Here is a 25578-nt window from a genome sequence, read left to right as displayed (position 1 = left end):
GTATTATGGAGGCGTGTCCGAGACCTTCCTTCCTGAGTTGCCACAAGAAATGTGGCGCGCCGGCAAGCTGGAGCTTGCCCATGGCGTGCTGCAGTCTTTGCGGGTGATTCGGGTGGCGACCGCTGGTTTGGGGCGTTTTTTGGCGGAGGTCGAGTCTCGGGGCGCGAAAGACTTGTTCGGGCATGGCAGTACGGCGAGCTGGCTCGCGGAGATGGCGGGGTTGTCGCGCGGTGAGGCGGGTGTGGTGGTGAAGCGGGCGATCGCTTTGAATCCGACGCGGAACCTGGATGGCACCGAAGCCCCGGCCGTGGCGCCCGAGACGGCCGCGGTCGCCGCCGAGGGGCTGGTCGGAGATGAGCGGATCGATCAGATCCTGGAGATCTTGAAGAGGCTGCCTGCTGATACCTCGGTTGAGGATCGGGCGGTCGCGGAGAAGATCCTGGCCGACCTGGCCCCGAACGCCGGCCCGCACCAGCTCGCCAAGGCAGAGGCGAAACTGCTGGGTTGGCTGGACCCCGACGGCAACGAACCCAAGGAGCCTGAGCCCAAGGAACCACGCCGCGAACTCACCCTGGAACGCCGCAGAGACGGCTTCTGGAAACTGACCGGGCTGCTCGATGACGAGACCGGTGTTCGCACCGCCGCCGCACTCGAGGCCTACGCCCAGCCGCGACCGGTCGACGAATTCGGCCAAGCCGACCTGCGGATGAAATGCGAACGGCTGGGCGACGCCTGGGCCGAACTCCTCGACCTCGCGATCGCCTGCCCCGACCAACCCGGCACCAGCGGCTACCGCACCCTCGTCCACGTCACCATCGGACTCAACGAACTCAAATCCGGCCTCGGCACCGCCTGCCTCGACTTCGTCGGAACGATGACCGCCCGCGAAGCCCGACTCGCCGCCTGCGACTGCCTGATGTTGCCGGTCGTGCTGAGCGCCGCCGGTGAACCCCTCGACGTGGGACGGCTGCGACGATTCGTCACGCCCGGGCAAAGACGGGCGTTGAACATTCGTGACGGTGGCTGTGCGTTCCCGGGCTGTCATCGGAAGCCGAAGAATTGCCACGCACATCATATTGAGCACTGGGTAGACGGCGGGCCCACGGATCTTCGGAATCTCGTGCTGCTGTGCGGGTTCCACCACCGCCTGATCCATCATGGCGACTGGGAAGTCCGAATGGCGGCCGACGGATTACCGGAATTCATCCCACCCCAATACCGAGATCCGCTCCGACATCCCCGGCGAAACACCCTGCATCACCGCTAAACGTCGAGGAGCCCGCCAGCCACACCGGCGACGGGCCCTTCGGCATGCCCGAATCAGATCCCTTCAAGCCGATTCCGAAGACCCACCCGACACCAGATAGGCCAACGCCATCTCGGTCGTCTCGCTCGCCCAAAAATCCCAGCTCAAACCGTCGGACCAGAACCGGCCGCTGGCCGCCCGATGCACGCAAGACCCGATGACGGTCCGGCTCATCATCCGGATCGCCTGCTCCGCGTCCGGCCGCCGGACCTCCCCGAGGCAAGGCCGAGCCGCCTCCACGAAATCGCGCTGGATCGTGGCCAGCGCTTGGAGGCCGCGGTCGCGTCCTTCTGCGCGCTGGCTGTCGAGCAGCTCGGAGAAGATCCGGTCGTGGCGGGCGAAGGTCACCGCCAATGCCTGAGTGAACGCGCCGACGACCCCGCCCAGGCCGGGCTCCGCAGAGCCGAGCGCGTCACGGACGGCGGTCTCCAGCTGCCCGAGCAGTTCGTCCTTCACGGCATACAGCAGCTGGTTCTTGCCGTCGAACCGGCGATAGATCGCACCCACCGACATTCCGGCCCGCTCGGCGACCGCCGCGACGGTGAACTCCTCGAAGCCCTGGCCTGCCAGAACATGTTCGGCGGCGGCCAGCACCTTACGCAGGGACTCCCGGCTGCGGGCTTGCTGCGGCGGCCGGAAGCCCTGATCGACGGATCGACTCACCGGCCGCACGTTACCGCACCAAGATGCGAATGATAACTTCCGTTCGCATCTGCCGAGAGCAAGGAGGCCGGTCCGTGGTCAGCATCGAGGTGCGGGGCGCCTACGTCGATTTCCCGATCTTCGACGCCAAAACCCGGTCACTGAAGAAACGGGTGCTCGGCAAGGTCGGCGGCAAGATCGGCACCGGCTCGAAGGTCCCGATCATCGAGGCCCTGAGGGATGTCTCGCTGTCGCTACGCGAAGGCGATCGCGTCGGCCTGGTCGGGCACAACGGCGCCGGGAAGTCCACGCTCCTGCGGTTGCTGTCCGGCATCTACGAGCCGACCAGGGGCACCGCGCAAGTCGTCGGGCGGATCGCACCGGTGTTCGACCTCGGCGTCGGCCTGGATCCCGAGGTCTCCGGCCACGAAAACATCCTCATCCGGGGCCTGTTCCTCGGCATGAGCCGCAAGCAGATGGCGAAACGGGTCGACGACATCGCGGAGTTCACCGAACTCGGCGACTATCTGCACCTGCCCTTACGCACCTACTCCGCCGGCATGCGGGTCCGGCTCGCGCTCGGCGTGGTCACCACCATCGACCCGGAAATCCTCATCCTCGACGAGGGCCTCGGCGCGATCGACGCCGCGTTCCTGACCAAGGCACGCGAACGGCTGGTCGACCTCGCCCGCCGCTCCGGAGTGCTGGTGTTCGCTTCGCATTCCGACGAACTGCTGCGGGAACTGTGCTCCACGGGCCTTTGGATGGACGAGGGCCGTATCCGCACGCGCGGCTCACTCGACGAGGTTCTCGCCACCTATCACGACGATCAAAGGAAGATCTTGACCAGCTGATCCTGTCCGTCCGGATCCCGCAGCACGACCTGTTTGCCCGCACGGAGTTCCGCGTCGACGAACTCGTAGATCAGCAGCGCGCGGTTGACCAGGTCGACCTTCTTCAACCCGGTGCGCTCCTGCAGTTTGCCCAGCGCGTCGACCGCCTCGGCGATCAGCGCGACGTTGACGCGATCGACCACCGCGGGGCGGCCGGTCGCGGTCTCCTCGACCGATGGCATACCCGCTCCCTTCCCCTGCGGCCGTCGGGCCGCCTGACCATGCTGACACAGAAGAGTGCGCGTTAACCACATTTTCCGCACCGAAAAGGTGCGAGATGGGTTGCGACCTTCCTCACGACGGTCCTACAGTGGGTCTCGGCCCTCCGGGGCCGGTTCAGACCGGCATCCGTCCCATGCGGCGGACGGCAAGTGCGACCACTCACTTCGCCGGTCTGGAAGGAGGAAACGCGGCGCGCGGGTTGGAGAGGGGAAATCCGCGAGCGGCGGATCTGGAGGGAAAGTCGCCTCCGGGCAAAAGTGGTCCCCAGCTTGACGCGCCAATCCCGGCTCGCCTGACTGGGTCGGAAAGGGCATGCGCATGGCTGCCGAAATCGAGGGCCCGGGAGAGACCGCGCCCGTGGAAGCAATACCGAGCTGGGCGGAGACACCGACCCCGCTCGCCAGGGTCAGGATCGAAACGACCGAGCTGAAGGCCGAAGCGGCGGTGCCCGCCACTGAAACCCGTCGGCTACTCGCGACGATCCTGAACACGTTGTTGGTGCTCGGGGCCGTACTCGGCCCGGCGCTCACGTTGCAGGTGGTTCCGGCCGCCTTTCCGGTGTGGGCGACGGCCGGAACGATCGCAGCCCAGCTCGCCATGCTGGTGCTCGTCGCGAAGTCCGCCTGACGCCGCCCGGGCGAGCAGCGGCTGAGCGAGCGTCTGCCACGAAAGACGTTCGCTCAGCCGCTGCTCATACCGTCCGGCGCGCGTAGCCGTCCAACTCCGCCCGGGAGAACGAAAGCTCCCCCACGTCGACGGCGCCGCAATCCAGTCCGCGCACCAAGAAGCTCGCCAGAGCCTGAGCGGTCGCCGGCTCGTCCAGCACTCCACGACCGGTCTGGTCCGCGTAATCCCGCAACCGGCCCAGCGCGGCCGGGAAACCTTCGCGGAAGAACGCGTACGTGGCGGCGAACCGGGTCGGCAGCTGGTGCGGGTGCAGATCCCAGCCCTGGTAGAAACCTCGCTCCAGAGAGCGTCGCACGAGCCGCAGATGTTCGCGCCAGGCCGGGAGGATCGCGTCCCCGACGGGCAGCTTGTTCGTCGAGCCGTCGGAAAGCCGGACGCCGGTGCCCGCGGCCGAAACCTGCATGAGCTGCTTGGCGAAGTCGGCGGCCGGATGTTCCATGCTCTGGTACTCGGCGCTGATCCCGAGCCCGGCGCTGTAGTCGTAGGTTCCGTAGTGCAGCCCCGAACACCGGCCGCGCGCGGCTTCGATGATCCGCGGCACCGCCACCGTTCCATCGATGTCCACAATGGACTGCGCGGTCTCGATCTGGACTTCGAACCGCAGCGCGCCCTCGGGCAGCCCGTACGCGGATTCGAGGCGCTCCAGGACATCCGCCGCCACTTCGACCTGCTCGACGGCGGTCACCTTCGGCAGCGTGACGACGAAACCATCCGGCAGCGGGCCACTTTCCAGCAACCCGGCCAGGAAGAGATCGAGCGTGCGGATGCCTCGGCGGCGGGTCGCCTGCTCGAAACTCTTGAACCGGATGCCGACGAACGGCGTGCCGCCCGTGACGGCGAGGGTCCTCCCGGCGGCGAGCGCGATGGCGTCCTCTTCGTCGTCACCCGGCCTGCCGAGGCCGTCCTCGAAGTCGATCCGCAGATCCTCGATCGGTTCGGTCAGCAGTTTGGTCCGGACCCGGTCGGCGATGTCCGCGTCCAGGCCCAGCTGATCGGCGTGCTCGCCGAAGACCCGCAAGGCCTGCTTGCCCCAGTCCGCCACGAGCCGCGTCTTGTACTGCGACGCGGGCACGTACACGGTGTGCACGGGCTGGCGGCCGGGCGGCTCGCCGGGATACTTGGCCGTGACGCGCGCGTCGGCCTCGGCCAGACGCGCGTCAGCGGCGGTGTAAACGTCCTCGGCGAGCCGCCCGTTCCCCATCTGTCTACTTGATCCGTTCGTAGGCGGGCAGGGTCAGGAAGTCCGGGAACTCGTCGGCGAGCGCGACCTGCTCGAACAGCTCGACGGCGGGCTCCAGCAGCTCCGGCTTGATCTCGGCGGCGAGTTCGCCGCGGACCTCGGCCAGCACGCCGCGCACCAGCTCCTCGGTCACCTTGTCGCCGGTGTCGAGCTGGGTGCCGTTGCGCACCCACTGCCACACCTGCGAACGCGAGATCTCCGCGGTGGCCGCGTCCTCCATCAGGTTGTGGATGGCCGCCGCGCCGTTGCCGCCCAGCCAGGAGGCGATGTAGCGGATACCGACGTCGACGGCGGCGCGCAGCCCGGCAGCGGTGGCGCTGCCCGGCGTCGAGGCCGCGTCGAGCAGCTGGTCGGCGGTGACGGACACCTCGTCGCGGGTGCGGTCGAGCTGGTTCGGCTTGTCGCCGAGGACCTTGTCGAACTCCTCGCGGCAGATGTCCACCATGCCGGGGTGCGCGACCCAGGAACCGTCGAAGCCGTCGCCCGCCTCACGGCTCTTGTCGGCGCGGACCTTGTCGAGCGCCGCGGCGGTGACCTCCGGGTCCTTGCGGTTCGGGATGAACGCGGCCATGCCGCCGATCGCGAACGCGCCGCGCTTGTGGCAGGTGCGCACCAGCAGTTCGGTGTACGCGCGCATGAACGGCGCGGTCATGGTGACCGAGTTGCGGTCCGGCAGGACGAACTTCTCGCCCGCGTCGCGGAAGTACTTGATGACGCTGAACAGGTAGTCCCAGCGGCCGGCGTTGAGGCCGGAGGCGTGCTCGCGCAGTTCGTAGAGGATCTCCTCCATCTCGAACGCGGCCGGGATGGTCTCGATCAGCACGGTCGCGCGGACGGTGCCGTGCTCGATGCCGAGCGTCTTCTCGGCGTGGGTGAAGACGTCGTTCCAGAGCCGGGCTTCGAGGTGGCTCTCCATCTTCGGCAGGTAGAAGTACGGGCCCTTGCCGCGGTTGAGCAGCTCCTGCGCGTTGTGGAAGAAGTACAGGCCGAAGTCGACCAGCGCACCGACGGCCTGGCGCCCGCCGAAGGACAGGCCACGCTCGTCGAGGTGCCAGCCGCGCGGGCGGACGACGATGGTCGCGTGCTCGACGTCGTCCTTCAGCGCGTAGCTCTTGCCGCCGCTTTCCAGCGTGATGGTCTCGCGGACCGCGTCGTACAGGTTGACCTGGCCGGAGACGACGTTCGCCCAGTGCGGCGTGTTGGCGTCCTCGAGGTCGGCGAGCCACACCTTGGCGCCGGAGTTCAGCGCGTTGATGGTCATCTTGCGGTCGGTGGGGCCGGTGATCTCGACGCGGCGGTCGCGCAGCGCGGGCGGGGCCTCGGCGACCTTCCAGTCGCCCTCGCGGATCTCCTTGGTCTCGGGCAGGAAGTCGAGTTTGCCGGTGGTCCTCGCCTCCTCGCGGCGCTTGCTCCTGGCCTGCAGCAGCTCGTCGCGGCGGGCGGCGAAGGCCTCGTGCAGGCCGGCGAGGAAGGCGAGGGCCTCCGGCGTGAGGATTTCGTCCCCGCGCTCGACCGGATCGCCGAGCACCTGAGCTTCAGACATGAGTAACACCCCGAGTTCGGATAAATAACGTCCCTACGGTTTTACATGACGGACTATAGTTTCTGCATAGCGGAACATCAACGCCGACGTAAGGAGTACCACGGTGGCAGCGGAGAAGAACGGGCGCGATGGCGGCGTCCAGTCACTTCAGCGGGCCTTCGAGCTCCTCGAGCATCTCGCGGACACCGGCGGGGAGGCCAGTCTTTCGGAGCTGGCGACCCTGTCCGGGTTACCGATGCCGACCATCCACCGGCTGATCAGGACACTGGTGGATCTGGGTTACGTCCGGCAGAACACCAACCGGCGGTACGCGCTGGGCGCCCGCCTCATCCGGCTGGGTGAGAACGCCAGCATGCAGTTCGGCTCGTGGGCCCGCCCGCTGCTCGCGGAGCTGGTCGACGAGGTCGGCGAGACCGCGAACCTCGCCGTCCTGGAGCGTGACGAGGTCGTCTACGTCGCACAGGTGCCCTCGAAGCACTCGATGCGGATGTTCACCGAGGTCGGACGGCGTCTCCTCCCGCACGGCACCGGCGTGGGGAAGGCGATGCTCGCGCATCTGCCGTCCGACGACGTCACGGCGCTGCTCGCCCGGACGGGTATGCCCTCCTACACCGAGCACACCTTCACCGACGAGGACGCGCTCCTGCGCGAGCTGGCGAAAATCGCCCAGCAGGGTTACGCGCTCGACGAAGCCGAGCAGGAGCTGGGCGTCCGCTGCGTGGCCGTCGCGGTCCCTGGCGCGCCGGTGCCGGCGGCCGTCTCGGTGTCCGGTCCGTCGGGAAGGCTGACGATGGAGGCCGTCGAGCGGATCGCGCCCGTCGTCCAGCGGATCGCGAATTCGCTCGGTTCGAACCTCTCGAAGGACGGGGTCACCGTTTGAGCCTGGCCTCCAGGCCGTCGAGCATCCTGTCCAGCCCATAGCGGAACTTCTCGTCACGGAGCCGGACCGGATCGGTGTCGGCGGCGGCCCTGGCGAGCATTTCCCGCTGGTGCGGATGCCCCTGCACCGCCTCCTCGACGGCGGGCCGCAGCCGCTCCGCCCAGTCGCTTTCGCTCCGGCCGCTCTTGGCCACGGTCGTGAGCCAGGCCGCCTCGGTCGTCCCCATGCCGATGACGTAGGCGATCATCGCGCTGATCGCCTGCTCGGCCTCGTCACCGGGGAACCCCGCGGCCACGAAGACCCCCAGCAGCCGCTCGTTGAGCCGCATGACGTTCGGTCCCAGATACGACAGACCGACCGAGCCGAGCAATGAAGCGACCCATGGGTGCCGCAGGATCATGGCGCGGACACTTTCCGCCCCCACGACGGCGGCTTCACGCCACCGCGCCGGATCGTCGCCGTCCGGCACGGTGATCTCGCCGTAGACCTCGTCGACGACCAGCTCGATCAGCTCGTCGCGATTGGCCACGTGCCGGTAGAGCGAGGTCGCACCCGCGTTCAACGCGGTGCCCAGCCTGCGCATGCTCAGCGCGTCGACACCTTCGACGTCCAGGAGCCGGATGGCCTCGGCCACGATCTGCGCCTGGCTCAACGCGGGTTGATCCCGCTTCCGGCGAGGACGGGTCCACACCGACTGGATCGGCTGTTCCTCGATCGACATGCCCCCACCCTAGCGCACGAAGTACCCCCTTGCGTACGCCGTTTCGTTCTGCGTACAGTGTGCGCATCAGTCGAACAACGTACGCAAACTCTTCTGGGGGTATCCCGATGAACGAACCCGTCCGCGATCCACGGCGCTGGTGGATCCTGATCGTGTTGTGCCTGAGCACGCTCGTACTGGTCGTCGACAACATGGTGCTGACGGTCGCCGTCCCGCCGCTGGCCGAAGACCTCGGCGCCAGCGCCCAGGACACGCAGTGGATCCTGGATTCCTACATCCTGGTGTTCGCCGGCCTGCTGCTCACGTCGGGAAGCCTCGGCGACCGGTTCGGCCGCCGGAAAGTGATGCTCATCGGCCTCCTGCTCTTCGGAGTGGCCTCACTCGTCGCGGCGTTCGCCGCGAATCCGCTCGAACTGATCGTGTCCCGCGCGGTGATGGGCGTCGGCGGCGCGCTGATCATGCCGAGCACCCTGTCGATCCTGATCACCGTCTTCGACGACGAAGAGCGCCGCAAGGCGATGGCGGTGTGGAGCGCGGTCGCGATGATCGGCCTGATCGGCGGCCCGGTGCTGGGCGGCGTGCTGATCGCGTGGTTCTGGTGGGGCGCGGTGTTCCTGATCAACGTGCCGATCGTCGTCATCGCGGTGATCGCCGCGCTCACGCTGATGCCGGAGTCCAAGGGCCCGTGGCAGAAGCCCGACCCGCTCGGCGCGCTCCTGTCGGCGGCGGGCATGGTCTCGCTGGTCTGGACGATCATCGAGCTCCCCAAGCACGGCATCGCCGAGGCGGGGACCTTGATCCCGCTCGCGGTCGCGGTGGTGTGCCTGGCCGGTTTCGTGTTCTGGGAGCGGCACACGCCGTCGCCGATGGTCCCGCTCAAGCTGTTCCGCAAGCGCAACTTCAGCGGTGGCAGCCTGTCGCTCACGCTGGTGCAGATCGGCAACGGCGGGCTCCTGCTGCTCCTGACCCAGTACCTGCAGTTCGTGCTCGGCTACACCCCGACCGAGGCGGGTCTCGCGTTCATCCCGATGGCCATCGCGTCGCTGCTGTTCAACACCCTCGGCGCCACGCTGGGCCAGAAGGTCGGCAACCGGGCACTGACCACGGTCGGCATGATCGTGATGGCGGGCGGATTCGGGCTGCTCGCGACGATGTCGGCCAACGAGGGCTTCCTGCTGCCCGCCCTCGCGCTGTTCCTGCTCGGAGCGGGCGGCGGGGTGGCGATGCCGGCGGCGATCGCGGCGCTGATGGGCGAGGTCCCCGAGGAGCAGGCCGGGGTCGGCTCGGCGCTCAACGACACCATCCAGCAGCTGGGCGCCGCGCTCGGCATCGCGATCCTGGGCAGCGTCGTGTCGGGGCTGTTCACCGCGAACATGCCCGAGTCCGCCCCTTCGCAGGCACGGCTTTCGATCGGTGACGCCTTCGCGACCGGCGACGGCGGCCTCATCGCCGCGGCCCGCGAGTCGTTCACCTCGGCGATGTCGACGACGTTCCTGGTAAGCGCGATCGGGGTGCTGGCCGCGGCGGTGCTCGCGTTCCTGGTGATGCGGGACAAGAAGACCGCACCGGAGGGGACCGAAGAGAAGGCCACGGCCGCCGTCTGACGGAAACGCGCGAAGGCCCCTCTTTCGGCTCAGCCGGAAGAGGGGCCTTCGTCGTAGCCTCGAAACAGGGCCGAGCGAAGGGGACGTCAGATGGTCGAACCTCTGATCGCGTTGTTCGGGAAGAAGGTCGTGGACACGACGGCCGACCTGCTGGTGGCCGCGGGCGACCGGAAAACACGGCGTCACGATCTCAGCGTCGAAGGTGCCGAACCGACCAGCGACCTCGACCTCATCGTGGACTACACCTTGCCGTACTGGCGGGGCGCCAAGGCGCCGGTCGAGGTGATCCTGCGCCGGATCGAGGGCTCCGGCGCGAACCTGGTGGTGAGAATGGTGCTCAGGGAGACCGCCCGCCTCAGGCTGAGGCGAGGCACCTACGACATCACGGCGACAGTGCTCGAGCTCTCACCCGTTCCCGACGGGGCCGCGAAGCTGCATGCCGTGGGAACAGACCGTGTATGGCTGGGCGAGAACCGCACCAGAAAGGTCCGCATCCGACCGGCTCCGGTGCTCGTCCAAGCGCCCAAACCACTCAAGGCGAAGCGAAGTGGTGCCAAACCGGTCATGTCCAAGGCTCCACGCAAGGCCTCCGCGTTCCCGGCACCTCAGCACAAGCTGCCCGATCCGCCTCCCGGAGGCCAACGGATCGGACAGCGGTCCGACAAACCTCCGACGCTCGGCCACATCCTCAACCGCATGACCTGCTTCGCGTGCGACTCCCCCGCGACGTATCACGGGTTCTGCCTGCGCCACCACTCCCTGATCCTGGACATCCTGCCGAGGAAGTCCCTCCCCCCGCAGGGGGCGGGTCCTAGCTGCTGAGCAGGGCTTCGACGAACGCGCCCGGCTCGAACGGCGCCAGGTCGTCCGGCCCCTCGCCGAGGCCGACCAGCTTGACCGGCACCCCGAGTTCGCGCTGCACCTGGAAGACGATGCCGCCCTTCGCGGTGCCGTCCAGTTTGGTCAGCACGATGCCGGTGACGTCGATGACCTCCGAGAACACGCGGGCCTGCATCAGCCCGTTCTGCCCGGTGGTGGCGTCGAGTACCAGCAGCACCTCGTCGACCTTCGCCTGCTTCTCGACGACTCGCTTGACCTTGCCCAGCTCGTCCATCAGGCCGGTCTTGGTGTGCAAACGGCCTGCCGTGTCGACCAGGACCGCGTCCACACCGGCCTCGGTGCCGCGTTTGACGGCGTCGAAGGCGACCGCCGCCGGGTCCGCGCCCTCCTTGCCGCGCACGACCTCCGCGCCCACGCGCTCGGCCCACGTCTGGAGCTGGTCCGCCGCGGCGGCGCGGAAGGTGTCGGCCGCGCCGAGCACCACGGTGCTCCCCTGCGCGACGAGCACCCGGGCGAGTTTGCCGGTGGTGGTGGTCTTGCCGGTGCCGTTGACCCCGGCGACCAGCACGACGGCGGGCTGCTTCTTCCCGTCGACGGTGTGCGGCAGCGCGCGGACGGCCCGGACCGCGTCGGTCGAGAGGGCGGCGGTCAGCACCTCCTGCAAGACCGCGCGCGCCTCCTCCGAGGTCCGCACGGCGCGGCGCTTCAGCTCCTCACGAAGACGATCGACGATCTCGGTGGTCGTCGCGGCGCCGAGGTCCGCCATGAGCAGCGTGTCTTCGACGTCCTGCCAGGAGTCCTCGTCCAGGTCACCGGCGCCCAGCAGGCCGAGCAGGCTCTGCCCGAACACCGACCGGGACTTGCCCAGCCTGCCGCGCAGCCGCTCCAGGCGGCCGGTGGCCGGGGCGATCTCCTCGACGGGAGCGGGCTCGGGTGCCGCTTCCTCGGCCGGTTCGGGAAGTTCGACGTCGCGCACGGTGCGCTGCGCGGAATCCCTCGGCACCGCCGCGTCGTCCCCGACGGCGGGCTGCCCGTCGGTCTCCGGGCGATCCTCGACCGGGTGCTCCGGCTCCTCGGTCTTCTCGCCACCAGGGGCGAGCGCGATCCCGCCGGTCGCGGTATAACCGCCGCCCTTCGGCTTCTCGACGACGTCGGCAGCCTTGGACTCGTCCAGGCTGATCCGGCGGCGGCGCGCGATGAGCAGCCCGGCCACCAGTACGGCGACCAGGACCACGACGGCAACGACAACGATCCAGAACCAGGGGGTACTCGACACGGCGCCATCCTCGCATCCGCACCCCGTCGCGTTCAGACGCCCCACGGGAAGCAAGCCGATCTTGTCAAACGCCCACTGGATAGGACTCATTTCGGACAAGAAGAAACGGTCCGGCTTGCGCGCTCTCCGGATCGACGGATAAACCACTCCGAATGACGGTTTCCTCCGGCACTGGGGTCCGGGTGATCGGGCTCATCTCCGGCACATCGATCGACGGGATCGACGTGGCGGCCGCCGAACTGCGCGCCGACGGCGACACAGTGGTGCTCTCGCCGCTCGGCCAGCTCGAAGTCCCTTATCCCGAAGCGCTCCGCGAGGCGTTGCTCGCCGCCTTGCCGCCGAATCCCTGCGACGCCGAGCAGCTCACGAAACTCGACACCCTGGTGGGCCAGGCCTTCGCCGAGGCGGCCGCGCGCGGCGTCGAGGAACTGGCCGGGGGCGAGGCGGACGTCGTCGCCTCGCTGGGCCAGACGGTGTTCCACTGGGTCGAAAACGGCGCCGCGCGCGGCACGCTGCAACTGGGGAACCCGGCGTGGATCGCCGAGCGCACCGGGCTGCCGGTGGTGGCCGACCTGCGCGTCCGTGACGTCGCCGCCGGCGGGCACGGCGCGCCGCTCGCCAGCAGGCTGGACGCGTTGTGGCTCCGGGAAATGGCCGCGGCCGGCCCGGTCGCGGCGCTGAACATCGGCGGGATCGCGAACATCACCGTGGTCCCCGCGAGCGGTCCGGTCCTCGCCTACGACACCGGCCCCGGCAACGCCCTGATGGACATCGCCGCGCACCGCGCCACCGGGCTGCGCGCCGACATCGGCGGAGCACTCGCCCTGCGCGGAAACGTGCGACCCGACCTGCTGGCGAAGCTTCTGCTCGACCCCTACTACGCGGCCGCTCCGCCGAAGTCCACCGGCAAGGAACTGTTCCATGCCACGTATCTCGACGAGGCGCTCGACGGGCTCCCGCCGGTCGGCGCGGAAGACCTCCTGGCGACGCTCACGGAACTGACCGCGGTGACCATCGCCGCGGAATGCCGTCGCCACTCCATCGCCACGGTGATCGTCTCCGGCGGCGGCGCCGACAACCCGGCGCTGATGGCCGCGCTCGCCAGGAACCTGCCGGACACGGCGCTGAAGACCAGCGACGACCACGGGCTGCCCCGCGCGGGCAAAGAGGCATACCTGACCATTCTGCTCGGCTGGCTGACCTGGTCCGGCGTCCCGGGGAACCTCCCGTCGGCGACCGGAGCCCGCGGCGACCGGCTGCTCGGCAGCATCACCCCGGGCGCGGGGCCCCTGCGGCTCCCCGCCCCGCACAGCTCAACCGTGACCCGGCTACGGGTAGCGGCGAAGACCGGCGAGCGATAGGAGATACGGATGCGCGCACTTGACCTCGCGATCATCGGGCTTTTTCTGGTCGGCATGCCCTTGCTGGGCGTCTGGATCGGCGGCAAGCAGAAATCCGGCTCCGACTACTTCGTCGGCGAAGGCAAGATCTCCTGGTGGGTGGCCTGTCTCTCGGTGGTCTCCGCGGAGACGTCCACCCTGACCGTCCTTTCCGTGCCGACGGTGGCCTACATCGCCACCCCCGGCGACGGCGGGATGACGTACCTGGCGCTGGCGATCGGCTACATCGCGGGCCGGATCGTGGTGTCGATGGTGCTGCTGCCGCGTTACGTCGCGGGCAACCTGGTCACCGCGTACGCCTTCCTCGGCAAACGCTTCGGCAGCGGGCTGCAGGGCACCGCGTCGGTGACCTTCCTGCTCACCCGGACGCTGGCCGACGGGATCCGGCTGTTCGCCACCGCGATCCCGATCAAGGTGGTGATGGCGGCCTACGGCCTGAACGTCTCGTACTGGACGATCGTGATCGGCCTCGGCATCGCGATGGTGCTCTACAGCTTCTTCGGCGGGGTCCGCGCGGTCGTGTGGGTCGACGCGATCCAGATGCTCTGGTACGTCCTCGGCGCGGTCGTGGTGATCTGGGCGATCTCCGGCAGGCTGCCCGACGGCTGGTTCGGCAAGGCCGTGGACGCCAACAAGTTCCAGATCTTCGACTTCTCCTCGAACATGCTCACCGGCCAGTACGCGTTCTTCACCGCGCTGATCGGTGGCGCGGTGCTCTCGATGGCGTCGCACGGTTCGGACCAGCTGATCGTGCAGCGTCTCCAGGCGACCAACGACCTGCGCGCCGCGCGGAAGGCCTTGGTGGCCAGCGGTTTCGTGGTGTTCCTGCAGTTCGCGCTGTTCCTGTTCATCGGCGTGCTGCTGTGGGCGCTGTACAACGGTCTCGCCCCGACGAAGCCGAAGCCGGAAGGACTGGGGCTGGCCAACAAGGACGAACTGTTCGCGAACTTCATCGTGAACGACCTGCCGAGCGGTCTGTCCGGGTTCGTGATCGCCGGGATCCTCGCCGCCGCACTGAGTTCGTCGCTCGGCGCGCTGGCATCGTCCACGGTGACCGACGTCTACGAACGGGTGATCGGCCGGGAACTGCCGGAGGCCGACCGGCTGAAGCACGGCCGGATCTGGACGATCGTCTGGGCGGGCGCGCTGATCCTGTGCGCGGGTTTCTTCGCCTCCTCCAACAAGACCTCGGCCGACCCGATCGTGGTGCAGGCGCTCGGCATCACCGGGTACACCTACGGCGCGTTGCTCGGCGCGTTCCTGTTAGGCCTGCTGATCAAGCGGGCGAGGCAGGCGGACGCGATCGTGGCGTTCGTGTCGACGGTGATCGTGATGGCGTTCATCATCCTGGGCGTCAAGTTCAACAAACCGGACGGCAGCCTGATCGGCGTCGACTTCAGCAAGGCTTCCGGGAACACGGTGGCGCTGGCGTGGCCCTGGTACACGCTGTGCGGTGTGGTGATCACGCTCGTGGTCGGCGGGCTGCTGTCGCTGCGGCACGGAAGCGTGGACCCGCTGGCCGAACCGGACGTGAAGGAGTCCACTCCCGTCTAAAGCCTCGTGAGTGGTAAGGACGGTTAGCCACCGTCTTGGTCAACCAACAACAGCATACCGCTTAGCTCCGACAGGCCCCACATACGAGGAGCCGCCCACCCCTGCGCGCCTCAAGGGGTGGGCGGCTCAACTCTGGCGCTCATGCTCACCGCAGGTGGTTCATCGCAGCTGGATTGTGAGTGACCGCTCCCCACCTTGGATTCCGCTAGTTCCCGCGCGTGACCACGACGGGAGCGGTGACTTTAACGGCAGCATGCGAACAGGTATCTGCGTGGCCTAAGTTCCGCAGCTTCTCGCGGTGTTCGATTTCATTGACGACCCAATTGAAAAGTTGTTGCCGTGGCATTCCCAAGGCGTCGGCTAGTCGCATGATCGCTGAAACCTTCGTCGGAACTCTTTCGCCGGTCTCATACCTGCTGAGAGTCTGATATTTCATTCCCGCCTTACGTGCGGTCTTATCTCTCGACCACCGGCGCCATAGTCGAACCCTAGACAACATGACACCAAGGGGAACGTATCGGCCATCGTCCGTGTTCGGCATATCTAGGTCGACACTGATTTCTGGTCCACTATTTACGGGCGGCATTATCACTCTTTCGGCGCCTCATCGAGCGCGGAAGTGCCACTGATTCAGCAAACTTCATGACAAACGGAACGTTTTCAAGCTGCTTCAATATGACCACGACAGGCCAAACTAACCCGACAGCAATGGACAGGACGACAGCGCGCCCCTTGGTATGCCCTTGAAACCACTGCCACGGCATCGAGCTAGAAAGATATCGATAAAGGCGCTGAGTAAAATCTATAAACCCAAGAATCCACAGGACTAGCGTACAGAAGAAAAAATCGAAATCAGAGGCGAAAGTGAACATGCGTGCAACCCCCACGACTAGACGGTAAGTTCAGGCAGACTATTAGCGGGATCGCTCGCTGGAGTTTTCTGTAAGCAGCCGAAGCAGGGCATTCCGCAGGGAGCTTCAAGCAACTGAAGGACTCCGGGGCCGAATTCTTCTCCGCATAGCGCCTCCATTCGTTCCGGCTGTACACCATCAGAAGGTGCCCGAAATAGGTGCACCAACCTGCGAGACTCTCCCATCGTTCCGGCGCGCGGACGAGCAAAGAGCAGTGCGATATCCATTAAGAACCCTTCAAAGCATGATGACGTCCGGAATCGACACCGAAAGCTGCAAAGAACCCGGTGCTTTTACGGTGGCGCGTAGGCTGCCGCATCCGTTGCTCAAATGTTGGCAGGGTGGTTCTCGCGCATAAAACTGTGCGACAATTCAAACAAGGGTTCCCGGGTGGAATAAGCATCGACACAACCAGCACTACATGTCCGCACAGTGATTCATATTGGCCACGTGAACCAATCTCGCGTCCGTGTCTCATTTCTTCATCCGTGAGTGCGTGGTCTAGCCCATCGTGCTGACTCCTGTGCCAGCTAACGAACAGTCCTCCGACATGTCCGGGACGTAGTTCATCACTCACGGATCTACTCCTGTTGTATTCCCTTAGTACTGGTCGTATGGTCGCCACGGAATGCAGGTGGGCCTCTTTCTCGTCCCCAGCCATTCCAGCAACGCGCTACGTGCATCTGAAATCAGAATTGCCGCCGATCGCGGAAACACCGAACCTACAGCGCCGTTAAATATCAGATTGACCTCGGGAAGCGGTCGCCTTGGGTTGAACGAGTTTGCGATCGGCATTTCTCCGTCGTCGTTGTCCATGTAGTTCAAAGCCGCAAAGCCGATCGACGGACGGGCGGTAACTCTAAACTGATGGTTTGGAAACGGCCCCTCCTTACTTGCATAGAACTCGGCTTCACCGATTGAGAGCGTCGTCTCAGAAGAGATGTGTTCAATCGTCAATATCTCTTCGACAAGCGCAACGGATGCAGTCATTCCGCGCGTGACTCGGCCGACGCCAGAAGAAAGCGACGCCGTGACAACCAATGCGTCCATGTCACCGTTTCGGTCGGGTGAAGCCGTTCAGAGCCCCGTTTGGGCTTGCCCGACCTACGCTCGGCTGGAGCGGCGCGGCGGTCTATATCGACCTGGGCATGCGCCATGCCAGATCCGGCATATCCGCAGGTAGGAGGTCGATCTCGGTAGTGTGAGCTTCACACGGTGGTGATGGCACGTAGCGCTAGGTAGGCTGGTCTGAGAGTGCCTAGCTACGCTGGTCAAGGCTGATCGGCCCGAACCTCGGCAAGGGGGACCGCATGAGTACACCTGGCGGGTCACGGAGCTGCCCGGCGTGCGGGACTTTGCTGGCGGCCGACAACACGGCCCGAATGTGCAGTAAGTGCCTTAGAGAGCAGCGCGACCAACTCAAAACTCCCCCGGCGCAATTGCGAAACGAGTTCTTCCAAACTGACGAGTTTCGGGCAGCGTTTGCCAGTCAGCACATTGGAAAAGTTTTTAAGGCTTACCGAAACCATCCGCGTCACCGTCAGTTGTTCGGCAAGGCTCTCAATCAGGAGCTGCTAGGGCGCTGGCTAGGACTCACTCAAGCTCAGGTAAGCAAGCTTGAGAACGGAAAGCCAGAACAAAACCTCGACTCTCTCCGCAGCTATGCCAAAAAACTGCATCTGCCGCAGCACCTTCTTTGGTTCGACTTCCCCGGGCAGAGCCGCTTAGCATTTCCACAAACCGCGGAATCAAAGAAACTAATCACTCCAGCCAGTGAGCGCGACGAACTCTTAGTTGTTAACACCGGAATGGACACGCTCGAACTACTGCGACGGTTGCGAGCATCCGCCATTAATCCGTCAACTATCGATGCGGTAAGCATTACCGTGGAGCAATTGTGCTGCGACTACCCACACAAGGACGCGCGCACCCTGATGGTTGAAGGCAAAGAGTGGCTAGGCAAGATGACGACACTGCTTGAAAGCCGTCTATCGCTGGCGCAGCACCGTGAGGTTCTTCAAAAGGCTGGAATGCTGGCGTTGCTCGTTGGTTGCCTCGAATATGACACAGGTGACCGCAACGCGGCGGAGGCAACGCGTCGCATGGCAATGACCTTAGGCGAGGAATCCGGAGACCAGGGAATTGTTGGCTGGGCGCATGAAATGCGCGCATGGTTCCACCTTACTGCCGGGAACTTCCGTGCCGTAATAGCGGCAGCCGAGGAAGGCATTTTGGCGGCACCCTCTCACTCTGTCGCCGTGCAGCTTTACGGCCAACAGGCGAAAGCCTATGCGCGCATGGGAAAGCCTGATGAGGTTCGCCAAGCGTTGGACGCTGGCAGCACCCTCTTGGATCAGCTTCCTTTTCCAGAGCGTCCAGACAATCATTTCGTGGTCGATCCCGACAAGTGGGATTTCTACGCAATGGATACCTATCGGATTGTAGGCGAGGACCAACTCGCGCAGCGGAACGCAGAAGAAGTTATTCGTCGGGGCGTTAGCCCCGAAGGGGAACAGTTGTCCCCCATGCGTATCGCCGAAGCTGAGTTGACTCTCGCAGTCATTGCGGCAAGGCGCGGTGAGGTCGAGGAAGCGGCGGGGCTGGGAATTCAGGCGCTCCGCAGTGGCCGCCAGAGTCGTCCAACGTTGCTGATGGTCTCGACTGAACTGGAAGACGAGCTAGCGACCTACGGAAATGGTGCAGGCAGGGACTTCCGCGACCTGCTCGCAGAGGTCAAGCGTCCCGCAAACGGGAACATTCCCGCCGAGAATATTTAGGTAGCTTTATATTCCTTGTCGGAATACTCGATCAAATTTGCGCGCTGCCGACCTGCATCTATTCCAGGGTGGAATAGTTTATTTCAGCGTTGACATAGTTGTTTTGCTGCCTCGGCGCCTTACTTGATGGCAGCGGCTCGCAATCCCGCGAGTCGCAGCCGATAGTAAGGATCCAATAATCATGAGTAACGCAATGCAAAGTGCCGGTTCTCCGGCGTTTCTTTCGATCCGTCAGGCCGCATGGATTCTCGGTGTCGCGGAGTCCAGTGTGTGCCGTGCTATCCGTGTCGGCACGCTCCGCGCTGAGCGTCGCCGATCACGGCTCGTCGTTCCCGTCACCGAACTGTGGCGTGTGTTCGGTGGTGGTGCGCGATGACTGAGGACGAATACACGGAGTTGGCTGCCGGGCTTGATCGATTGTCGGCAGTGCCGGATGAGGTGCTGTCCGCTGTGGTGTCCCGGGATGGTCTGTGTTTGTGGGCGTTCGATCGGAGTGACTTTCCTGCGGGTGAGACGGACAGGGCGACGGCGGCACGGATGTGTGCCGGGTGCCCGGTGGTTGATGAGTGTTTGGAACTGGACTTGCGCACGGCTGGTGAGAACACGGTCGGTGTGTGGGGCGCGCTGCCGGATACCGATCGCGGCACTGTCCCGGTGTGGCTGCGTCGTCGGGGTGGTGAGGTCCGATGACGGTCTCTCTGTCGACGACGCAGATTCTGGCCGGGGCTGGTGTCCTGGTGTTGCTGTCACGGTCTGGCGGGCCAGTGCCCGCAAGGCGCGGGCGGCGGCCGACGCGCACGGGCTAGCGCCCGTGGGTCGCTGCCGGACGGGTGCTGTACACGGTGCCGCGTTCGGGCGTTCAGTGGCTGTGATCACGCACCCGGTAGCCCGCGCTGCTGCTCGTGGTGCTGGCGTGCCGACCTGATCGCGGCCCATGTCCTAACCGGGCGCTGACGGGACCACACTGACCTCCGACCATAAGGCGTCGGGTGGTGGTCACGATGACCACGAACGCTGATCGATGGCGCGGGACGCTGCCGACGCCGCCGAGGTTCGGCGCTGGCAGTCCCACCCGGACGTGATCGCGTGGCGGGTGGAGCGTGTCCGCCGTCAGGTTGACCGCCTGTGCTGGGCCGGGATCGTACTCGGGTTGGCGTTCACGACGGCGAACGTTCAGTGGTTCGCCGCCGCTGGCGCCGAGGTGGGTTCGCTGCCGTGGCTGACGGCATGGCTGCTGGACCCGACGGTGTGTCTGGTCCTGCTGGCCATCCTGCGGGCCGAACAGATCACCGCGCGGTACCAGGTCCACACCGGACGGTGGGTGCGTGCGGCGAAGTGGCTCACGCTGGCGGCCACGTATGTCATGACACGTGGTCATCGTGGGCGGCCGGGTCACCTGCTGGGGTGGTGCTGCACTCGGTGCCCCCGGTGGTGGTGTTCGTGGCCGCCGAGGCGGTCACCGACCTGCGGGACAAGCTCACCGACGCGGTTCACGTCGCGGTCTCCACGTCCATGGACCGCACGCAGGTTCATGAACCGCCCGTGGCCGAACCGGCCGCGACCGTGGCCGAGGTGGCGCGGCCGGAACGGCGGAAACTGTTCGCCGACTATCTGGCCGATGCGCGGGCCGTGTGGTCGGCGGAGGTGGAGATCACTCCGGCATGGGTGCGGGAAGCCACCGGGTGTTCGCGTGGTCTGTCGTCCCGGCTGGCCGCCGCGCTGGCGGCCGAGGTGGCCGAGGGGGTGCGCCATGACCAGTGATCCGGGAAAGTCCGCTGTGGAGCGTGCCGGGTCGCGCGCCGTCGAACACGTCGGGCCGATCCTTGACGGCGAGTTGGTGGATGACACGTTGCCGCAGCCACGTCGGCGGACGGTGCGGCGCCGTGTCGGCCGGTGGCTGCGTCGGGTGTGGCAGTCCGCGCCGGTGGTGCGGGCGCGGTCTCTGGCCGCCTACCGCGTCCGGCAGGCTCCGCGCGATGTGGTGCGGCTGGTCTGGTTCGTGGCGCGCGGCATGTGGCGGTGGCTGCTGAAATTCTGGCAGTGGGCCACGTACGCCGACCTGCGGGCGGACGCACGGCGGGCACGGCTGGCAGGCGACGCGGAAGCACGCCGCGCCGCGCAGGAGTTGATCCGTTCCGACGCGACGGCACGGTGGGCAAAGGTCGGTATCGCCGTTCGACGGTTCGTGATCGCGGTGCGGGTGGCCGCGCCGGTGGTGGCGGTGTTGTGGGCGGTGGCCGCGTTCATGGAACGGGCGACATGTGGACGTGGCTGGCCGAGGTCTACAACGGACTCGACGCGGCATGGTCCGTGCTGGTGTTCCTCGGGCCGGTGGTGTTGTGGGTGCTGCCGTTGGCGGTCGTGGTCGCTGCCGCGTTCGAGGGACGCGACCGGACCCCGGGCGCAGGGTGGCTCGTGCAGCCGGACCGGGACGACGCGGATTCGTGGATTGACGAACGGATGATCTCCCGCGCGTTGGCTCACCTCGGTATCGCTCCGCTGGACAAGTTCTACCGCGACGGCGGAGAACTCGTGTACACGGTGGCCGCCCGCAAGGACGGCGACGGCACCGCCGCGCAGATCCGGTTGCCGATGGGTGTCACGGCCGACATGGTGGCCGCGCGCCGATCCAGGTTGGCGGCGAACCTCGGGCGCTCGGCGCTGGAAACCTGGCCTACCAAAGGAGAAGAGGACGGAATCCTTGATCTGTGGATCGCTGACAAGGGTGCCCGCGGCGCCGGCGACTGGCCCCTGGTCCACGAAGGACAGACGGATATTTTCGAGGGCGTTCCGTTCGGGCTTTCCCAACGTGGCACGGTAATCAACGCTCCGCTGATCGGGGTCAACTGGCTGATTGGCGGACGCCCGGGACAGGGCAAGTCATCCGCGCTCCGCACGCTCATGCTCGGCGCGGCACTCGACCCGACCGCCGAACTGTGGGCGTTCGTGATGGGCGAGTCTCCGGACTTCGCTCCGTTCGAACCCCGGTTATCCCGCTACCGCATGGGAATGGACGACACCGTCGCCGAGGCAGCGACACAAGCGCTGGCGGACTTGCTGACCGAAATGGAGCGACGCGGCAAGACGCTCGGCGAACAACCCGGGCGGCCGCCGAAGGTCTCACGCAAGCTTGCCGACAAGCGCAGCCTCGGGTTGCACCCGCTGGTGGTCGGATCGATGAGTGTCACGAGTTGTTCCAGCATCCCAAGTTCGGAAAGCGGGCGGCGGAGATGGCGGTGCGGCTGATCAAACGCGGCCGCAAGTACGGTGTCGTACTCCTGCTGGCCACGCAGTCGCCCACCAAGGACAGCATTCCTAGGGAGATCACGCGCAACGTCGCGTGTGGTGTGGCGTTCTCGGTGGCCGATCAGGTCGCCAACGACGGGCTACTCGGATCGGGGAAGTACGCGGCCGGTATCCGCGCGACAGATCTTCGGATCAACACTGACCGGGGAACCTGTGTCGCGGTCGGCATCACCGATGAGATTTTCGAGTTGGTGCGCACGTTCTATGTGCCGTTCGAGGACGGGGCCGACGACGTGACACCGGTTATCGCCCGCGCTATGGCGTCCATTGAGGACGCCGGGCGGGCGGTGGAAACAGCGGAGCGAATCGAGATTGAGGCGGCTCCGGTGGACCACCTCGCCGACATTGCGCACGTGCTCGGCGGCGAACAGCGGGTGCGGACACAGACCGTGCTCACCCGCCTTGCCGAGTTCAACGCGGACGAGTACGAACCGTGGGCGTTCGCCGACCTGAAAGCAGTGCTGACCGATCACGGGCAACGGCTCCGCAAGGTGCGCGGGCTGATGTACGTCCACGCCGACGACGTGGCCGCCGCCCGCCGACAGGCACGCGGGGAGGCAACGGGGGAAGCACCAGAGACCGGGGGAGTTCTCCCCCTAGCCTCCCCCGACCAAGATCCCTCGGTTGACCAGGGAGAACACCCCGGGGGGAGGCGGGGGAATGCCACCACCGAAGACCCGTAAACCGCCCGAAACCAGGGGACTCGACACCACCTTTGGTGCCTTCCCCCACTCCCCCCGACCAGCGACCGCAGACACCCGCTCGAAAGGCAGCGACCATGACCACGACGCCGACAAATCCGAGGACGGACACGGCACCGCAGACGGCCGACCTGACACACCGGACGGTGACCACGCCGACGGCCCGCAGAACGCGGATCAGACAGATGCGGACTCAGCCCGCGACGGCAGACAGGGCACCACCGCCGGGGGCGCCCAGAGGGGCGTAGACGGCTCCGCACTGTCGACGGCGGGTCATCGGCCCGACGTGGGGCGCGTGATGCTCAAGACGACGCCAGAGGGCGCGACGTGGGTGCTGGTCGAGGGCTCCGACTTCGCGGAGCTGGCCGAGAGGATCAACGCCGTATACGACGCCCTGACCCGCTCGCAGCGCGGTGACCAGCACTGATAGGTGGCGTCCCGGGTGATCCGGGCGCATCCTGACTAGATGGGTGGAGGATCATTGTTCGATCGGATGGCAGAGGCAGGCGAACGCGCCGCCGCTCGTGAGCGGCGGCGCGCTGCCGTTGAACGGGGCGTCAGATATCCGGCGCTCGGCTGGCGCTGTTCTTGACGCTGGCGGCGTGGTGGTTGTCAGCTGGCAGATGTGGCCCTGGTTGTTCGGCGGCGTCGGCGGCATGGTCGTCATGCTGCTGCTCGGACGCGGCGTGCCGCTGGCGTGGCGGCTGACGGTACCGCTGCTCGTGGTCGCGGTGTGGCTGCTGACCTATGTGGACCCGTGGTGGTGGGTCGTGGTCGCTGGGGTGATCCTGTTCGCTGCCGCGATGGTCGCCGCCGTCCACCTGCGACTCCGCACCCGCCGTTGGCAGACGCTCGGGACTCTGGCGCTCGGGCTGGCCATGGTGACGGCCGGTTCGGTCATGCTGGCCGTGAACGCGGCGAAGAGACCCGCCAGACACAGGACGCACTGAACGCGGCGCACGCGGAAGCGGTCGCGCGGATTCTGCCGCGCACCCCGAACGCACTGGTATGGAACTTGGTCGTCAGGCTGTCCGATCAGGCCACGGCGGCCGACAGGCAGCGGCATCCGGGACCAGTGCCGCCGCCGACTTTTGCTTTCATTTCAGTTCGCAGGCGGCGGACGCGTTCGCCACTGCGCGGAACGCGATGGACTGTCCGGGCGCGTTCCTGGCACTGGCCGCCGAGGTCACCAATCCCGCGACTACGTCACGCGCCTGTCGGTTCCCGCAGCGCCGTGAAGTTCGAGCCGGACCACATCACCAGCGTCGTAGACGCGTGTCACCTGACGTTCGGCTCCATCTTGGACGACACCCCCACCGCCGCCCCGGGTCCGCAACTCGGCGAACTGACACTCAGGCAGCAACTTGGGCAAGGTCACCTGGTGATCGGTACCGCCCATGCACGTGATCTGCGAGAAAGGCGGTAGCCGCCCGGTCACTTGATCTGAAACCAGGCAGCTACCACCAGTTTCCTACCCGCCGATTCCGATAGCTAAACATGATGTCAGGCAATCACTAACTGACCAAGTTTGTGATATCGATCATTCCGTTTTCAGTGTACGTAATTTTATGAATTCGGCTAGTCCGGCATGGCATCCTGCCAACCCTCCGCAGATGCCATCCATCACCATTTTTCCATCGGGCCGTTTCTGCGCCTCGACGAGAAGCCCACGTCAAGCCATCGAATGCGCCGTTCTTCCGGTGTTAGTTTCCAGTTCTTCCCCCACTCCGGTCAGTCGGAACCCATTGCACGCCCCGGGGTCAATCGGCAACCCCGAAATGGTGTCGATCTATCTTTCAAATCTTTGCACATCGTACCATGATCCCGGACGCTCACCCGCCGACACTGCCCGCGCCACTTCGCCATAAGTCGCGCGTGTTCCCGTTCCAGCTTACGCGATTTCGTAGCGTGATTTCGGTCGGCAGAACATCGTCACGACCGGAACATGGAAAGGAGCACATAGAAAGTATTCTCGGCACGGCTCCACATCTTCCGCGCGGATGGACGGACGTGCTTAGCTGTCGGACACCGCCATTAGCGGTACTCATAGCTGACCATGGTTCCGTCCGCGCGGTCCGCGTGTCGCCGCGATCACGGTGCCCACAAGGGCTCAAGGCACTCCGGACACACCAAGACACCCGAGAACGGATACGGCTGGTTGCTGCCCCGTGCTTTGCGGCGCGACTTCTCCTCAAGCACCGCCACGATCTCAGCCTGTTCGGCAGGCTCGAAAATGCCGAGTTCGACAAGCTCCGGATTCACCAGCAAAGCGCAAGCGTGCCACTTTGCCATTGATAGCCCTGAGTTCCACGTGGCGGGTCTTCGCCCCGCCGTCCGCCGTCAACTGCGCTTGCCTGTCTCGCGGGTGACGACCTGTTTTTTCGTCAGCCACTGCACAGGTCGGTAAGCCCCTGCTTTTCCGCCCGCACAAGAGTGGATAGGGAATGCAGGATCTTGACCGCGTATGGATCCAAACCGAGGATCCAGCCACCACCGCCCGCAATTCCACCGCATCGTCCCGTACAGGTACTCTCACCGTCTCCACCGACCCTGTTCTTTAAGGACGCTTTCGCGGAGCGAAACGCTCACGCATACCGCTCACGCTCAATGCGGCGAATGCCGCAATCAGCGTGAAATGAATTCCGCCATCGAGTTACTGGAATCGATGCCTTCCGCGATGGCGATCAAGCGCTTACCGCGCGCCCGCAGCACTCCAGCAAGTTCAGGCGTCCATGACGTTCCGGACCAGCCTGTCAAGCTGGACACGACCAGCGTACTTCCATGGTTGCGGCGCGCGTCGGACAGCCACTGCTTGAGCCCTGCCCGCATGTGCGGCTCCAGGTCGCCGGACACGTGCAAGTCCTCGACGGTCGCCACCACCGAATGTCGTAGGCGGACGTCCACCGGTGCGTGGTATCGCGCTGGACCACGTTGGACGTGCTCTCATCCGTGTAGTGCGACTCACGCGAGTAGCAGACCGCCGCGTCGTCCACGGGATCGAACGGGACGACGGGCGGCCGCTCACTGGTCTGCTTCTTGAACCTCCGCCGCTTCCTCGGTGCTGGTGCGCTCATG

General features: G+C 66.0%; 23 protein-coding genes and 2 pseudogenes. 14 read left to right on the top strand and 11 right to left on the bottom strand.

Annotated features, from left to right (window positions below):
• Window positions 1–13 precede the first annotated feature (13 nt).
• On the top strand, window positions 14–1267 hold the full coding sequence (locus H4W30_RS00120) for an HNH endonuclease signature motif containing protein (RefSeq protein WP_192740915.1): 1254 nt from the start codon (window positions 14–16) through the stop codon (window positions 1265–1267).
• 63 nt (window positions 1268–1330) lie between these two features.
• Here H4W30_RS00120 and H4W30_RS00115 read toward each other — a convergent pair whose 3' ends face one another.
• Window positions 1331–1969: a TetR/AcrR family transcriptional regulator gene (locus H4W30_RS00115; RefSeq protein ID WP_192740914.1), complete on the bottom strand. Its 639-nt coding sequence runs from the start codon at window positions 1967–1969 to the stop codon at window positions 1331–1333.
• 74 nt (window positions 1970–2043) lie between these two features.
• Between H4W30_RS00115 and wzt the strand changes: the two genes are divergently transcribed.
• Window positions 2044–2802, top strand: a complete 759-nt coding sequence (gene wzt, locus H4W30_RS00110) for a galactan export ABC transporter ATP-binding subunit Wzt/RfbE (protein ID WP_192740913.1) — start codon at window positions 2044–2046, stop codon at window positions 2800–2802.
• Here the strand turns inward: wzt and H4W30_RS00105 are convergent.
• Window positions 2778–3023, bottom strand: coding sequence for a hypothetical protein (locus H4W30_RS00105; protein ID WP_101609689.1), 246 nt, complete (start codon window positions 3021–3023; stop codon window positions 2778–2780). The genes wzt and H4W30_RS00105 overlap by 25 nt on opposite strands.
• A gap of 358 nt (window positions 3024–3381) precedes the next feature.
• Here H4W30_RS00105 and H4W30_RS00100 point away from each other — a divergent pair, with 358 nt between their 5' ends.
• Window positions 3382–3690 carry a hypothetical protein gene (locus tag H4W30_RS00100; protein ID WP_192740912.1) on the top strand — a complete coding sequence of 103 codons (309 nt, stop codon included), beginning with the start codon at window positions 3382–3384 and terminating at the stop codon, window positions 3688–3690.
• 64 nt (window positions 3691–3754) lie between these two features.
• Here the strand turns inward: H4W30_RS00100 and H4W30_RS00095 are convergent, their stop codons facing one another.
• Both H4W30_RS00095 and aceB read right to left on the bottom strand, forming a co-directional pair.
• Window positions 3755–4951, bottom strand: a complete 1197-nt coding sequence (locus H4W30_RS00095) for a DUF6986 family protein (RefSeq protein WP_192740911.1) — start codon at window positions 4949–4951, stop codon at window positions 3755–3757.
• 4 nt (window positions 4952–4955) lie between these two features.
• Window positions 4956–6533 (bottom strand): malate synthase A, encoded by a 1578-nt coding sequence (gene aceB / locus H4W30_RS00090; RefSeq protein WP_192740910.1) that lies wholly within the window; start codon window positions 6531–6533, stop codon window positions 4956–4958.
• Between the two features lie 103 nt (window positions 6534–6636).
• Between aceB and H4W30_RS00085 the strand changes: the two genes are divergently transcribed.
• Window positions 6637–7413, top strand: coding sequence for an IclR family transcriptional regulator (locus H4W30_RS00085; RefSeq protein WP_192740909.1), 777 nt, complete (start codon window positions 6637–6639; stop codon window positions 7411–7413).
• Here H4W30_RS00085 and H4W30_RS00080 read toward each other — a convergent pair.
• Window positions 7403–8134, bottom strand: a complete 732-nt coding sequence (locus H4W30_RS00080) for a TetR/AcrR family transcriptional regulator (RefSeq protein ID WP_192740908.1) — start codon at window positions 8132–8134, stop codon at window positions 7403–7405. The genes H4W30_RS00085 and H4W30_RS00080 overlap by 11 nt on opposite strands.
• A 107-nt stretch (window positions 8135–8241) precedes the next feature.
• Here H4W30_RS00080 and H4W30_RS00075 point away from each other — a divergent pair, with 107 nt between their 5' ends.
• Entirely contained in the window at window positions 8242–9738 is a 1497-nt protein-coding gene (locus H4W30_RS00075) for an MFS transporter (protein ID WP_192740907.1), read from the top strand.
• Between the two features lie 90 nt (window positions 9739–9828).
• The gene (locus tag H4W30_RS00070) at window positions 9829–10560 is read left to right on the top strand and encodes a hypothetical protein (protein ID WP_192740906.1); all 732 of its coding nucleotides are present in this window, start codon (window positions 9829–9831) and stop codon (window positions 10558–10560) included.
• Here the strand turns inward: H4W30_RS00070 and ftsY are convergent.
• Window positions 10550–11854 (bottom strand): signal recognition particle-docking protein FtsY, encoded by a 1305-nt coding sequence (gene ftsY, locus H4W30_RS00065; RefSeq protein ID WP_192740905.1) that lies wholly within the window; start codon window positions 11852–11854, stop codon window positions 10550–10552. The genes H4W30_RS00070 and ftsY overlap by 11 nt on opposite strands.
• A 152-nt stretch (window positions 11855–12006) precedes the next feature.
• Between ftsY and H4W30_RS00060 the strand changes: the two genes are divergently transcribed.
• Window positions 12007–13215: an anhydro-N-acetylmuramic acid kinase gene (locus H4W30_RS00060; protein ID WP_192740904.1), complete on the top strand. Its 1209-nt coding sequence runs from the start codon at window positions 12007–12009 to the stop codon at window positions 13213–13215.
• Between the two features lie 9 nt (window positions 13216–13224).
• Window positions 13225–14808, top strand: coding sequence for a sodium:solute symporter (locus H4W30_RS00055; RefSeq protein WP_192740903.1), 1584 nt, complete (start codon window positions 13225–13227; stop codon window positions 14806–14808).
• Between the two features lie 205 nt (window positions 14809–15013).
• On the opposite strand, the gene H4W30_RS44690 is transcribed toward H4W30_RS00055, so the two are convergent.
• The 3 genes from H4W30_RS44690 to H4W30_RS00040 all read right to left on the bottom strand — a co-directional run bounded on the left by H4W30_RS44690 (window position 15014) and on the right by H4W30_RS00040 (window position 16769).
• A complete protein-coding gene (locus H4W30_RS44690) occupies window positions 15014–15307 on the bottom strand; it encodes a helix-turn-helix domain-containing protein (protein WP_225948837.1) in 294 nt (97 codons plus the stop codon).
• Window positions 15308–15377: 70 nt separating this feature from the next.
• Window positions 15378–15695, bottom strand: coding sequence for a hypothetical protein (locus H4W30_RS00045; protein WP_192740901.1), 318 nt, complete (start codon window positions 15693–15695; stop codon window positions 15378–15380).
• A gap of 624 nt (window positions 15696–16319) precedes the next feature.
• Window positions 16320–16769 (bottom strand): Imm1 family immunity protein, encoded by a 450-nt coding sequence (locus H4W30_RS00040; RefSeq protein ID WP_192740900.1) that lies wholly within the window; start codon window positions 16767–16769, stop codon window positions 16320–16322.
• A gap of 389 nt (window positions 16770–17158) precedes the next feature.
• Between H4W30_RS00040 and H4W30_RS00035 the strand changes: the two genes are divergently transcribed.
• The 6 genes and pseudogenes from H4W30_RS00035 (at window position 17159) to H4W30_RS00015 (ending at window position 23453) form a co-directional block, all read left to right on the top strand.
• Window positions 17159–18496 (top strand): helix-turn-helix domain-containing protein, encoded by a 1338-nt coding sequence (locus H4W30_RS00035; RefSeq protein ID WP_192740899.1) that lies wholly within the window; start codon window positions 17159–17161, stop codon window positions 18494–18496.
• A 372-nt stretch (window positions 18497–18868) separates the two neighbouring features.
• Window positions 18869–19186, top strand: a complete 318-nt coding sequence (locus H4W30_RS00030) for a WhiB family transcriptional regulator (RefSeq protein ID WP_192740898.1) — start codon at window positions 18869–18871, stop codon at window positions 19184–19186.
• 331 nt (window positions 19187–19517) lie between these two features.
• Window positions 19518–20257 (top strand): annotated as a pseudogene (locus tag H4W30_RS00025) (hypothetical protein).
• Window positions 20247–22485 (top strand): annotated as a pseudogene (locus tag H4W30_RS00020) (hypothetical protein). Before H4W30_RS00025 ends, H4W30_RS00020 begins: the two co-directional pseudogenes overlap by 11 nt.
• A 316-nt stretch (window positions 22486–22801) precedes the next feature.
• The gene (locus H4W30_RS44070; protein WP_264082800.1) at window positions 22802–22930 is read left to right on the top strand and encodes a hypothetical protein; all 129 of its coding nucleotides are present in this window, start codon (window positions 22802–22804) and stop codon (window positions 22928–22930) included.
• A gap of 175 nt (window positions 22931–23105) precedes the next feature.
• Complete coding sequence (locus H4W30_RS00015; protein WP_192740897.1) at window positions 23106–23453, top strand: hypothetical protein; 348 nt, start codon at window positions 23106–23108, stop codon at window positions 23451–23453.
• 1141 nt (window positions 23454–24594) lie between these two features.
• Here H4W30_RS00015 and H4W30_RS00010 read toward each other — a convergent pair.
• Both H4W30_RS00010 and H4W30_RS00005 read right to left on the bottom strand, forming a co-directional pair.
• Window positions 24595–24771 (bottom strand): hypothetical protein, encoded by a 177-nt coding sequence (locus H4W30_RS00010; protein ID WP_192740896.1) that lies wholly within the window; start codon window positions 24769–24771, stop codon window positions 24595–24597.
• Window positions 24772–25128: 357 nt separating this feature from the next.
• Window positions 25129–25380, bottom strand: coding sequence for a recombinase family protein (locus H4W30_RS00005; protein WP_318780494.1), 252 nt, complete (start codon window positions 25378–25380; stop codon window positions 25129–25131).
• Window positions 25381–25578 lie beyond the last annotated feature (198 nt).

The organism is Amycolatopsis roodepoortensis (genome assembly GCF_014873915.1).
Taxonomy (GTDB): Bacteria; Actinomycetota; Actinomycetes; order Mycobacteriales; family Pseudonocardiaceae; genus Amycolatopsis; species Amycolatopsis roodepoortensis.
The sequence above is the reverse complement of the archived record's forward strand: the minus strand, read 5'-3'. Positions and strand labels throughout refer to the sequence as shown.